Genomic DNA, 13,165 nt, shown 5'->3' with positions numbered 1-13,165 from the left:
ATTTTAAATGAAACGTATTTTTTTAGGAGTACTACTGTTTTCTGGTACCGCTATTTTTGCACAAGAAAAAGATAGCATTGTTACCACATCTGTAAGTACAGAAATTTTAAGTGTTGTAAAGAATGACACTATAGATACCGTTGTAAAAAAGCAAGTAGATGCACCACAAAAAGTGCAACCTATTATTGCGCTTACTTCTGAAGATTCTTCAGCAACTAAGTATCAATTATCAGACTATAAAAATGCGGCTAATTATGATAAAGCTTGGTTAAAACAAATAAAAGAAAGTGCTTCTTTATTTGATACTATTTACAATAAAATTGCTACTGAACGTATAGAAAATATACCAGTCAGTTTTATTGATTTGCCAACAGATACGTTAAAAGCTAGGCTAGCTCGCTTAAATGCTAAAACACCTTTTAATGTTGAGTATAATGAGTCTTTAGAACGCGTTATAAAATCGTACCTATCTCGTAACAGAGGCTTAATGGAACGTATGCTAACTATTAGTCAGTTTTACTTTCCTATGTTTGAGCAGGAGCTAGATAATTTTAATATGCCGTTAGAGATGAAATATTTAGCTATTGTAGAGTCTGCCTTAAACCCTAGAGCAAAATCTAGAGTAGGAGCTACAGGCTTGTGGCAATTTATGTACGGTACAGGTAAGGAGCAAAACCTAGAGGTTAATAGCTATGTAGATGAACGTAGTGATCCAATAAAATCTACCAAAGCAGCTTGTGAATATTTAACACGCTTATATAGTATTTATAACGATTGGGACTTGGCACTTGCTGCCTACAACTCTGGTCCTGGTAATGTAAATAAAGCTATTAGACGTTCTGGCGGATATACGAATTACTGGAATATTAGAAATCATTTACCAAGAGAAACAGCAGGTTATGTACCAGCGTTTTTGGCTACAATGTATATTTTTGAATATGCAAAAGAGCACGGCATATATGGTGAAGTTGTAGACAGACCTTATTTTGAAACGGATACAGTTCATGTAAAAAGTATGCTAACTTTTGATCAAATTTCGAGATTTACAAGTGTAAGTGTTGAAGAGTTAGAAATTTTAAACCCATCATACAAACTAAATATAATTCCTTTTCAAGAAGATAGAAACCACGCTCTACGTTTGCCAACTAGTGTTATGGGGAAATTTGTGTCTAATGAAGATGATATTTATGTTTTAGCAGAAGAAGAATTAAAAAAGGTAGAAAAGCCATTACCAAAGTTGGTTAAGGCAGAATCACAATCTAGATACAGAGTTAGAAGCGGTGATTATTTAGGTAAAATTGCAGAAAAATTTGGAGTTAGGGTTAGTGAAATTAAAAGATGGAATGGTTTGCGAAGCAATAATTTAAGAGTAGGGCAGCGTTTAACTATTTTTTCTAGAAATTCTAAAGCCATTGCAGCAGCAAAACCAGAACCAAAACAAAAGCCTATTCCGCCTGGTGCAAAAACGCATACAGTACAATCTGGAGACTCACTTTGGACCATTGCACAAAAATATTCTGGAATTTCTGTTCAAAATTTAAAAGATTGGAACGGTATTAGTGGTAAAAACTTAAAGCTGGGCACAAAAATTATGTTGTGCGATTGCTCTACCAAGAAAATATAACCGTTAAACCAATTTTTTAATCAGATGAGAAAAATTTTAATCTTAGTTTTTGTTACTTGCTTGGCAGTAACTTCATGTAAAGATGGTGCTAGTACCAAACAAGATTTTACACCAGCATCAATAGGACAAGTAAACTCGCTTACAGTAGTAATGAGTAATGAACTATGGGAAGGCAAGGTAGGAGATAATGTTAGAGATCAATTTGCCAAATCTGTAGTAGGAATTGCTTGGAATGAACCAATTTTTACCTTGCGTCATTTACCAGAAACTGTATTTACTGGAGCTGTACGTAAATCTAGGTCTATTTTAGTGGTTCAAAAAAAGGATACAACAAGCTTATCATACATTAATAAAAACACCTATTCTAGACCTCAGAACGTAGCAGTTATTGTTGCTCCTACAGAAGATGAGCTTATAGAAACTATCAATAAAAACGCAGATCATATTATATCAGAATTTAATAAAACAGATTTGCAAGTAACACAGGGTAACTTTAAACGCTCATTGTTACAAGATACTAGTATAGAAGATATGTTTGGTGTAACAATGGATATACCATCTGTATATTCTATTGGTAAAGTAGAGGATAATTTTATATGGTTAGATAGGGATATTAAAAACGGTACAATGAACTTAATTGTGTATGCTTTACCGTGGGATTCTTTTAGTAATAATGCTACTTTTATTAGTGATATTGTTAGTAAAAGAGACTCTATAGGTAAAAAGTATATTCCAGGACCTAACGAGGGTACGTATATGGACACAGAAAAGGCATTTGCACCATCTGTTTTTCCTGCAGAAATAGGAGGTGAAAAAGCGGCTGAAATTAGAGGGCGTTGGGAGATTTATAATTATTCTATGGCTGGCCCATATGTGTCATACATTATAAATGATAAAGAAAACAACCGCAAGTTAGTTGTAGAAGGCTTTACGTTTGCCCCTGCAGCTGTTAAAAGAGACTTTATGTTTGAGCTGGAAGCTATTATTAAAACTTTAAAGTTTTTGCCTAAGAAGGCTTCTAGTTAAGTATTAGCTATACATTATAAAACTAAAAAGGCTCCAATAAAATTGGAGCCTTTAATTTTCACATAGTATTGCACTATTAAATGCAATTGGTTAGTTTTTTAATTTGTGTCTTTTTGTTTAAACCTTTTTGCCTATTTAAACAAAAGCGAACCCGGTTAGCACTCTATACATTAAAGCATAAGCTGCAATAACGATTAATGTAAAACAAAACCAAGAAAACATCTTGAAATAGTTTTTTAAAATAAAGTGCCCAAGGTTTTTAAATCCATTTAAATAGATTTCTTTACAAAGTAAAATTCCTTTCATGAGCGTGCATTTAATTAATTAAGTTGTAAATATCGTATTAGGGCTCGGTATAAAGCAACAATTTTAGTTAAACCGTTATGTAAAAAGGTTCTATTCCAACAATTAAAATATTTATCCGATGAACTACATTATCAGATAGTTAGCTTGTATTTTTTTTGTAAGTAAAGTCTTTATGATAGTCTAAGACTTGTAACATATGTAAACAAAAAAAGCTTCTAGTTTTACCTAGAAGCTTTTTAAATATGTATATTTTCTGTTTTTACATTTCTACTATTATAAATTCTGATCGTCTGTTTTCTTGGTGTTTTTCTCTAGAACAATTTACACCATCTTCACAACCGTTAATTAACTGTTCTTCTCCATAACCAATAGCACTAATTATTCTGTTTTCGTCTATACCTTTAGATATAATGTATTTTCTTGTAGACTTAGCTCTCTTGTCTGATAGGTATTTGTTATACGCATTATTACCTCTTACATCTGTATGGGATTCAATTTTAATTTTCATATTAGGATATTCTGTCATAACATCAACAAGTTTGTCTAATTCTACACTTGCATCTTGTCTTATGTACGACTTATCAAAATCAAAGAATATTTTTTCTGTTTTAAGCTTTTTAATTCCGTTTTCAATAGCAATCATATCATGCAACTTTCTCATTGCAATATCTGCATTTACTACTTGGTTTTCTTTAGTTGCAGTGTTTAGCTCTTCATCGAAAAAAGTTTCTTTATTAGCCTGTAATTTGTATTTAGTGTTACTGTCTAAATCTTCAAAAACAAAGCTGCCATCTTCTTCGGTAACTATTTCTTTTAGTTTTATGTTGTTTTCATCTAATAAAGTAACAAGCGCATTTGGCATTAGATCTCCAGTTACAATTTCTGTGACTACACCAGCAATTGCATTTTCATTTACTTCTTCTACTATTAAGTTTTTAAATGAATAAATATCATCATCACCTTTGCCACCTTTTCTATTAGATGCAAAGTATCCTTTTTGTGTTTCCTCATTAATTATATACGAGAAATCGTCCTTATTACTGTTAATTGGTTGTCCAACATTAACAACATCTTTAAAACCTTCTTCATCATAGGCAACTTCATATACATCTAAACCACCTAAACCTATATGTCCGTTAGATGAAAAGTATAGTTTTTTGTTGTTTAAAAAAGGAAACATTTCCTTTTGTTCTGTATTAATTTCTGGACCTAGGTTTTTGGGAGTAGAAAATAAGCCATCTTCTAATACATCTACTACAAAAATGTCTGTTTCACCAATACTACCTGGCATATCAGACACAAAATATAGCTGTTTGCCGTCTGGGCTTAAAGCAGGGTGACCAGTTGAGTATTCATCACTATTAAAAGGTAGTTCTACAGCCTCTGACCATTCTCCATTTATTTTTTTAGACATGTATAACTTTAAGTTGTTAATGCCGTTTTTATCTCTTTTTAATTTTTTGCCATAGTTATTTCTGGTAAAATACATTGTTTTGTTATCTGGAGAAAAAGTAACAGATGCCTCATGATACTTGGTATTTACTTTTTTAGAGAATTTTATAGCGTCTTTTAAATCGTCTGATTGCTGATTTATTTTAGCAACATATAAATCTAAATACGGTTGGTTATTCCATTTATATCTTCTGGTATTAAAAAAAGAAGAATCTTTTGCAGAAGCAAAAACTATTTTATCATTACTATAAAACATTGGAGAGAAATCTGAATTCTCTGTATTTACAGCTAAGTTTTTAACTTCATAATTAGGTTTTTTATTTAGAATTTGATCTAACACTTGCTCATTACGGGCATTATCTTCGGTATTTAATTCAACTCCTGTTGGCTCATCTTTTTTCATACGATTGTACATACGCATAAAACGTTTTGCTTTCCCGTATTTTCCATTTCCTTTAAGAGCGTGGGAATATTTAAAAATTTGATCTGGAGTTAAATCATCCTTGTATGTATCATATAATATTTGGTACCAATGATAAGCTCTCTCCATATTTGTATTATAATAATGAGAGTCTCCAGCCTTTTGCAATATATCTTTTGTGTAGTTTTCTTTATTTTCTTCTAAAGCTTGCTCAAATAATTTTGCTGCTTCAGCATACCAAAGCATATCAAAATACTCATAAGCCTTTTTTATTAGCTTACTTTCCTTAACTGTAACTTTATTTTTACTAGTATTTGAATTGTTGTTTGTTGTTTCATCACTAAAATAAGAGTTGCTATTTGCAGGCTTTAAATTTGCTATAGTATATCCTTTTTTAGTCTGAGGATTGTTAATAGTGGTCTTCTCTTGTTCTTTTTGAGAAAAGACACTTAAAGAAAGCAAGAATAAACAAGTAGGTATTAGTTTTTTCATTACAAGTTGTTAAAAAAATCTAGGGTTTAGTTTAAGTTTTTGAGAAACAGTTGAGCTTTAAAAGTATTTTTTTTAAAGTTGTCTCAGTTTATAACTAACGACTTTATTTAAAGTTTCGTGTATAAGTGTGTTAATAATTAATAGCACTTAAGGTTAAAAGGGATTGTTTTTTGAAATTATTAAAGCTGTACAAAGCAACTTTTAATTAAAAACAAAGATAGCGTTACTTTGTATTTTTTTAACTTTAATTGTTGTAAATGAGGTATATATGTATTTAAAGATGCTAAAGAATGTGGTAAGAGAATTTTATTTTTTGGTAAAATCTATATTTTAGAAACAAAAAACCCCGCACTTTCGTGCAGGGTTTGTAAAATAAGATATATTGTAATTTACTTTTTCTCTTCTAGCTTGTCATTAGAGTCATCGTCTTTAGAGGCATCTTTAAACTCTTTAATACCGCTTCCTAAACCACGCATTAATTCAGGTATTTTTTTACCTCCAAAAAGTAATAAAACTGCAACAACTATAAGTGCTATAGATGCACCACCTGGTATGGCTAACATAATATTTGATGAAATCATAATAATTAATTTTGAAAAACAAAGATAATAAAAAGTAACTACAACAATGTTAATATTAGAAATAGAATTACTTTTTGTACTTGTAGTGAATGTTTTATACCTATTTAACTTAATTTTGGTACTTTGAACCCCATTTTTGTTAGTGTAATAAAATTCTAAAGTTTATATTTGTTTGTTATGGCAAAAGACAGGAAAAAAAGAAAGGAGATTAAACGCAAGCTTTTAAATAAGTATCGTTTGGTTATTCTTAATGAAGATACTTTTGAAGAAAAAATTTCCTTTAAGCTTAGTAGACTTAATGTTTTTGTTTTGGGGTGGATTTCTACTTTTGTGTTAATTGCTCTAACCACGGTTTTAATTGCATTTACGCCTTTAAGAGAATACATACCAGGATACTCTTCTACCAAATTAAAAAAACAGGCTACAGAATTAACATATAAGACAGACTCTTTAGTAAATGTTTTAAATTATACCAATAAGTATTTATCTAATATACGTATGGTTTTAAGTGGAGACGTTGCCAACAATAAAATGAATAGGGATTCGCTTTTTGAACAGGTTAAAATAGATCCTAATACTGTAGATCTTAGCCCAATTAAGGAAGATCTAAATTTAAGAGCTCAAGTTGCATTAGAAGACAAATACAATTTATTTGGAAACACAAAAACAGAATCTTCTTTAGTTTTATTTTCTCCTGTTAGTGGTACAATTTCACAGGACTATGATAAAGATAAAAAACACTTTGCAGTAGATGTTGTTGCTCCAAAAGACAGCCCTATAAAATCTGTTGCGCAGGGCACGGTAATATTTGCAGATTGGACCACAGAAACAGGATACGTAATAATTGTAGAGCATAAAGACAATCTTTTGTCTGTTTACAAACACAATAGCGCTTTACATAAAGCACAAGGAGAAATTGTAAAAGCAGGTGAGGTTATTGCAACTATTGGTAATACAGGAGAAATAACGACAGGCCCACATTTGCATTTTGAGCTGTGGAGTAACGGTACCTCTGTTAACCCTACAAATTATATAGATTTTAAATAAGTAAATTATGTCTTTAAAATCTTTTGCAGCAAAAATTTTTGCTAAAAATATAGCGGCTAAAAATGCCAAATGGATCTCTAAACCCATAGAGACTCAAGAAAAAGTATTTAAACAATTAATACAAAAAGCAGCTAATACTAAGTTTGGTAAAGACCATAGTTTTAATGCTATAAAAACACATAGTGACTTTGTTAAAAATGTACCTGTAAGAGATTATGAGGCATTAAAAAATTATGTAGATGAGGTTGTAGAAGGTAAATCTAATGTGCTTTGGCCAGGCAAACCAGCTTATTTTGCAAAAACATCTGGTACTACATCAGGAGCAAAATATATACCCATAACCAAAGAGTCTATTAAATACCAAATTCAAGCTTCTAGAGATGCCATTTTAAATTATATTAATGAAACTGGCGAAGCAGATTTTGTAACTGGTAGAATGATTTTTTTGCAAGGTAGTCCTATCTTACAAGAGAAGAATGGCGTAAAACTTGGTCGTTTATCAGGTATTTCTGCGCACTATGTGCCAAAGTATTTGCAGCGTAACAGATTGCCAAGTTGGGATACCAATTGTATAGAAGATTGGGAAACTAAGGTAAATAAGATTGTTGAAGAGACTAAAGATGAAAATATGAGCGTAATTGCTGGTATACCATCTTGGGTGCAAATGTATTTTGAGAAACTACAGGCCGATACAGGTAAAAAGGTTGGTGATTTGTTTAAAGGATTTCAGCTTTTTATTTATGGTGGCGTAAATTATGAACCCTACCGTGCAAAATTTGAAAATTTAATTGGTCGTAAGGTAGATAGTATAGAACTTTTTCCGGCTAGTGAAGGCTTTTTTGCATATCAGAATTCACAGCAAGAAAACGGAATGCTATTGCTTTTAAATTCTGGTATATTTTATGAATTTATAAAGGCTGATGAATTTTATGAGGATGATGCAGAACGCATCACTCTAAAAGATATAGAAATAGGAGTAAATTATGTAATGATAATTTCTACAAACGCTGGTTTGTGGGGTTATAACTTAGGAGATACCATTCAGTTTATTTCTAAAAATCCTTATAAGGTAATTGTTTCAGGAAGAATAAAACATTTTATATCAGCTTTTGGAGAGCACGTTATTGCTAAAGAAGTAGAAGAGGCAATGCAAATGGCTATTAAAGCAACCGATGCTAGAATAAATGAGTTTACTGTAGCGCCACAAACGGTAACAAATAATGAGTTGCCTTATCACGAGTGGTTTATAGAGTTTGAAAATGAGCCAAAGGATATGGAATTGTTTGTTAAAACAATAGATGAGTCTTTACAAAAACAAAATAGTTATTACTTTGATTTAATTGATGGTAAAGTACTCCAAACTTTAAAAGTTACTAAAGTTGAAAAAAACGGTTTTAAAAATTATATGGTAAATATTGGCAAATTTGGAGGTCAAAATAAAGTACAACGTTTGTCTAATGATAGAAAACTTGCTGAAGGATTGAAAGAATTTACTGTAAACTAACGTGTCTACCTTAACAATATAGTGTTAATTTATGTAGATTTGCAACGAAGAAGAAATATGAATAAGATAATAAATACAACCAGAGCACAGGAGTCTACAAATGCCATAGAGCGTTTGTATATAACTATGAGGCACCTGTTTAATAGAGGTTTTTACAAGCCAATGGGTGTTTCGGGAGAAACACTACGCAATGCATTGTTGCAATTAAGACCAGAAATTTACGGGTCCGTAGGAGAAGAAAAATCAGAATTAAACGGTTTAACATACGTTCTAGAGCGTCTTCCAGAGGGAATTGAACAATGTAGATACATTAACTTAACTTCAGATGAAGGTTATGGAGAATCTCACTTTAAAGCCATAATACCTGCAAAAAGAAGAAGAGATTGTTACCGTATAGATGAAGACCAAATGAATATTGTAATTACCAGAGGTAGATCTGATATTTACGATATTCTTACACACTTAACTTTTTTGTTTATTGAGTCTGAAAAAATATGCAAACGTGTATTAATTGAAGATACAAAAAAAACAATAAGAGATTGGACTAAGTTAGAAACTGCGTTAGAGTCTGATGAGTTATCACAGGCAGAATTAGAGGTTGCGCTAAGTTACACTGCTAATATTTTGGGTAGATCTTTTGTAGAGGTTAAAGCAATGCACCAGGTATTTGCAACCAAAGAAAACCCAGAAAAGTTTTTACGTACCATTTACTGGATGGGAAAACTTGCTATAGAAGAAGAAACATTAGGCGATAAAAGGATAATTACATTTAGTCCTGTTTTACGTGAGCGTTTAGGTCACCATATTCACGGAGATCTTTGGGCGTTAACCATAAAAGAGACTTTAGAAAAAAACGGTATACTGCATAGACCAATACACATAATTAGTGCAAATATGCACAGTGTAATGAATTCTTTGTTTGCTAAAAAAGCATTGGCTAAAGAGTATCCAAATTCAAAAGATAGCTTAGAAATTTACGAGGATTTAAGTAAGTCTAAAAATGATAAACTAAGGGCAAAAGTAACAGCCTATGCCAAGAAAAACGGAATGATTTCTCTGAATGATACCTCTGGAACAAATATTGATGTTCAGATTTTTGATTCGGCTAAGTTTGGAGATAAAGCGTGTTGTTTTGATCTTCCAGAAGGATTAAAAGACGATGAAAAACCTGTTATTTTCGTAATGGATTATGCCTTTGGAGAGCAAGCTTATGAAACTATAGATGAGCTTTTAAAACCGTATCAAAAAGGAACTACAAAAGAGTTTTTAAACATTGAATCTGTTTCTATTATGGGTAAAGCCGGAATATTAGAAGGTGGTAAAGGTGATATTATGATTGCTACCGCTCATATTTTTGAAGGAACAGCAGATAACTATCCTTTTAAAAACGAACTTTCTGCAGCCGATTTTGAAGGTCACGGTCTTAAGGTTTTAGAAGGGACAATGGTAACCGTATTGGGAACGTCTTTACAGAATAAAAATATTCTGCAGTTTTTTAAAGATTCTACTTGGGGAGTTATAGGTTTAGAAATGGAAGGAGTTCATTACCAAAAAGCAATTCAGGCTGCATCTAAAATACGAAAAAGTATTAAAGAGGATGTTAAAGTAAGATATGCGTATTATGCTTCAGACAATCCTTTAGAAACAGGAAGTACATTGGCATCTGGTGGTTTAGGAACAACAGGTGTAAAACCAACATACTTAATAACCAACAAAATTTTAGAACAATTATTTAATTTGTAAAAATGAGTAACAACCAACAGCCACAACAATCTTCAGAGGAAATAGATTTAGGTCAGTTATTTCAGTTAATAGGAAATGCTTTTAAAAAACTAGTTGCTTTTATAGCAAGCATATTTAAAGGTGTTTTCCACGTTATAATGATGTTTTTATTATTTATTCAAAAGCACTTTATAAAGTTTGTAATAGCAGGAGTAGTTGGTATAGGTGTAGGTATATTTTTGGATATTAAAAACGATCAAAAATATATTTCAAGTATGGTAGTAGAGCCAAACTTTAATAGTGTACAACAGCTGTATAATAATGTTAGTTTTTACAATGAACTTGCTAAAGCACAAGATTCAATTTCACTTGCTAATGCGTTAAAAATTACGTCAAGTGAAGCGGCTAGCATTAAAAAGTTAGAGATAGAATCCTATTCAGATGAAAACCAAAAAGTTTTATTGTTTGATAAGTTTATAAGAGAATTAGATTCTACAACCGTTAAGAATTTGGATTTTGAAGCTTACCTAGAAAACTTTAATACATTTGATGCTCGTTTTCATAAAATAAACCTGATAAGTACAAACAGTACAGTTGCTAAAAAAGCACAACCTGCTATTGTAAAGTCTATTTCTACCAATACGTACTTTAAAGAACAGAAGGCTACAAATGATAAGAACATCAATTTTCAAGAGGAAATATACAATCAGCAATTAAATGAAATTATTTCGCTTCAAGAACTGTATAAAGATGTAATGGTTAAAGAAGCCTCTAAAGAAATAGGGGGTACTAATATTAGTTTGGCTGATAATGGTGGTGGAACAAATAAAGAGATTGAGCTTTTAAAGGAGCGAGACGAATTGAAGCAAAAAATTGTAGCTTTAAATCTAGAAAAGGCCAATAAAGCAACTATTCTTAATGTAATTTCAGATTTCCCTACCAGAGGGGCAAAATTAGGAGGGATTACGAATCAGTATAAGTTTATGCTACCTATACTTTTAGTATCTGTATTGCTTGTATTATTATTATTGTTAGAGCTTAATAAAATATTAAAAGGTTACTCAAAAAAATAATGCATATACTAATTACAGGAGGGGCGGGTTTTATTGGATCTCATGTAGTTAGGAGGTTTGTTAAGTCATATCCAAAATATCATATTTATAACGTAGATGCCTTAACGTATGCTGGTAATTTAGAGAATTTATCAGATATAGAAGATTCTTCTAATTATACCTTTTTAAAGGGTGATATTACAGATGAGAATTTTATTCAAGATATATTCAAAAAATATAATTTTGATGGAGTTATTCATTTAGCAGCGGAATCACATGTAGACAGGTCTATTACCGATCCTATGGCTTTTGTGAAAACAAATGTGATTGGAACAGTAAATTTACTTAATGCAGCCAGTGATTTTTGGAAAAATGACTTGGAAAGTAAACGATTTTATCATATTAGTACTGATGAAGTGTACGGAGCTTTGGGAGAATCTGGTTTATTTACAGAAACTAGGGCGTACGATCCTAATTCGCCCTACTCAGCTTCTAAAGCAAGTTCAGACCATTTTGTAAGAGCATACGGAGAAACGTATAAGTTACCTTATGTAATTACCAATTGCTCTAACAATTATGGGCCAAATCATTTTCCTGAAAAGTTAATTCCGTTATTTATCAATAACATAATTCATAAAAAGGCATTACCTGTTTATGGAGATGGTAATTACACTAGAGATTGGCTATATGTAATAGATCATGCCAGAGCTATAGATTTGGTTTTTCATAAGGGTAAAAACGCAGAGACGTATAACATAGGCGGATTTAACGAGTGGAAAAATATAGATTTGGTAAAGTTGTTGTGTAGTTTAATGGATGCTAAACTAAACAGGCCTTTAGGTGATAGTGAAAAACTAATTACTTATGTTAAAGATAGACCTGGGCACGATTTACGGTATGCGATAGACGCGTCAAAAATTAATAAAGAATTAGGTTGGGAGCCATCTGTAACTTTTAAAGAGGGCTTAGAAAAAACAATTGATTGGTATTTGCAAAACGAAGAATGGCTAGAAAGTGTTACATCTGGTAACTATCAAGAGTATTATAAAAAACAATATAATTAAATAAAGAGTTATGAAGGGTATTATACTTGCTGGAGGCTCTGGATCAAGGCTGCATCCACTTACATTAAGTGTAAGCAAGCAGTTAATGCCTATTTATGATAAGCCAATGATTTATTATCCGCTTTCAACATTAATGTATGCGGGTATACAAGAGATTTTAATTATATCTACACCTAAAGATTTACCTTTATTTAAAGATTTGTTGGGTGATGGCGCTAAATATGGCTGCAGTTTTCAATATGCTGTTCAGGAAAATCCTAATGGATTAGCGGAGGCTTTTATTATTGGTGAAGAATTTATAGGTGATGATAAGGTAGCACTTGTTTTAGGTGATAATATTTTTTACGGATCTGGTTTAGCAAAATTATTACAATCTAATAATGATCCTGATGGCGGAATAATATATGCATACAGAGTATATGATCCAGAACGCTATGGAGTGGTTGAGTTTAATGAAGAGGGTAAGGCCATTAGTATAGAAGAAAAACCGTTGGAGCCTAAATCTAATTATGCGGTTCCTGGTATTTATTTTTATGACAATACTGTTGTGGAAATTGCTAAGAACATAAAGCCAAGTAAGCGTGGCGAGTTAGAAATTACAGACGTAAACAAAGCGTATTTAGAAAAAGGTAAATTAAGTGTAAGTATATTAGATCGTGGTACGGCTTGGTTAGATACAGGTACTTTTCAGTCCTTAATGCAGGCATCACAGTTTGTAGAGGTTTTAGAAGAGCGTCAAGGTTTAACCATTGGAGCTATTGAGGCAGCTGCGTATGAAATGAAATTCATTACTAAAGATCAATTTACAGCTTTGGCAGAACCATTAATGAAAAGTGGTTATGGAAAAAATCTTTTAGGAATATTGAATAGATGA

At 31.7% G+C, this 13,165-nt stretch carries 11 protein-coding genes; 8 read left to right on the top strand and 3 right to left on the bottom strand.

Annotated features, from left to right (window positions below; all coding sequences use genetic code 11):
* The first annotated feature begins 7 nt into the window (after nucleotides 1-7).
* Together JM80_RS03710 and JM80_RS03705 are read left to right on the top strand one after the other, a co-directional pair.
* Entirely contained in the window at nucleotides 8-1,624 is a 1,617-nt protein-coding gene (locus tag JM80_RS03710) for a lytic transglycosylase domain-containing protein (protein WP_144709261.1), read from the top strand.
* Between the two features lie 24 nt (nucleotides 1,625-1,648).
* Nucleotides 1,649-2,650, top strand: a complete 1,002-nt coding sequence (locus tag JM80_RS03705) for a DUF4837 family protein (RefSeq protein ID WP_144709260.1) — start codon at nucleotides 1,649-1,651, stop codon at nucleotides 2,648-2,650.
* Between the two features lie 135 nt (nucleotides 2,651-2,785).
* On the opposite strand, the gene JM80_RS16655 is transcribed toward JM80_RS03705, so the two are convergent.
* The 3 genes from JM80_RS16655 to JM80_RS03695 form a co-directional block, all read right to left on the bottom strand.
* Entirely contained in the window at nucleotides 2,786-2,956 is a 171-nt protein-coding gene (locus JM80_RS16655; protein WP_013620916.1) for a DUF6747 family protein, read from the bottom strand.
* A 259-nt stretch (nucleotides 2,957-3,215) separates the two neighbouring features.
* Nucleotides 3,216-5,321: an OmpA family protein gene (locus JM80_RS03700; protein ID WP_144709259.1), complete on the bottom strand. Its 2,106-nt coding sequence runs from the start codon at nucleotides 5,319-5,321 to the stop codon at nucleotides 3,216-3,218.
* Between the two features lie 389 nt (nucleotides 5,322-5,710).
* Complete coding sequence (locus JM80_RS03695) at nucleotides 5,711-5,902, bottom strand: twin-arginine translocase TatA/TatE family subunit (protein ID WP_013620918.1); 192 nt, start codon at nucleotides 5,900-5,902, stop codon at nucleotides 5,711-5,713.
* Nucleotides 5,903-6,079: 177 nt separating this feature from the next.
* Here JM80_RS03695 and JM80_RS03690 point away from each other — a divergent pair, with 177 nt between their 5' ends.
* Genes JM80_RS03690 through rfbA form a run of 6 tightly spaced genes read left to right on the top strand, consistent with a single transcriptional unit; the run spans nucleotide 6,080 to nucleotide 13,165 of the window.
* Nucleotides 6,080-6,949, top strand: a complete 870-nt coding sequence (locus JM80_RS03690; protein WP_013620919.1) for a M23 family metallopeptidase — start codon at nucleotides 6,080-6,082, stop codon at nucleotides 6,947-6,949.
* 7 nt (nucleotides 6,950-6,956) lie between these two features.
* Nucleotides 6,957-8,453 carry a GH3 auxin-responsive promoter family protein gene (locus JM80_RS03685; protein ID WP_144709258.1) on the top strand — a complete coding sequence of 499 codons (1,497 nt, stop codon included), beginning with the start codon at nucleotides 6,957-6,959 and terminating at the stop codon, nucleotides 8,451-8,453.
* A gap of 57 nt (nucleotides 8,454-8,510) precedes the next feature.
* Nucleotides 8,511-10,196: a hypothetical protein gene (locus tag JM80_RS03680; RefSeq protein ID WP_034644244.1), complete on the top strand. Its 1,686-nt coding sequence runs from the start codon at nucleotides 8,511-8,513 to the stop codon at nucleotides 10,194-10,196.
* Between the two features lie 2 nt (nucleotides 10,197-10,198).
* Nucleotides 10,199-11,248: a hypothetical protein gene (locus JM80_RS03675; protein ID WP_144709257.1), complete on the top strand. Its 1,050-nt coding sequence runs from the start codon at nucleotides 10,199-10,201 to the stop codon at nucleotides 11,246-11,248.
* Nucleotides 11,248-12,291: a dTDP-glucose 4,6-dehydratase gene (gene rfbB, locus JM80_RS03670; RefSeq protein WP_013620923.1), complete on the top strand. Its 1,044-nt coding sequence runs from the start codon at nucleotides 11,248-11,250 to the stop codon at nucleotides 12,289-12,291. Before JM80_RS03675 ends, rfbB begins: the two co-directional genes overlap by 1 nt.
* 10 nt (nucleotides 12,292-12,301) lie before the next feature.
* Nucleotides 12,302-13,165: a glucose-1-phosphate thymidylyltransferase RfbA gene (rfbA, locus tag JM80_RS03665; RefSeq protein ID WP_013620924.1), complete on the top strand. Its 864-nt coding sequence runs from the start codon at nucleotides 12,302-12,304 to the stop codon at nucleotides 13,163-13,165.

Origin of the sequence: Cellulophaga sp. RHA_52, from assembly GCF_007827205.1 — a bacterium.
Taxonomy (GTDB): Bacteria; Bacteroidota; Bacteroidia; order Flavobacteriales; family Flavobacteriaceae; genus Cellulophaga; species Cellulophaga lytica.
Note: the sequence above shows the minus strand (reverse complement) of the source record. Positions and strands in the feature narration are given on the sequence as shown.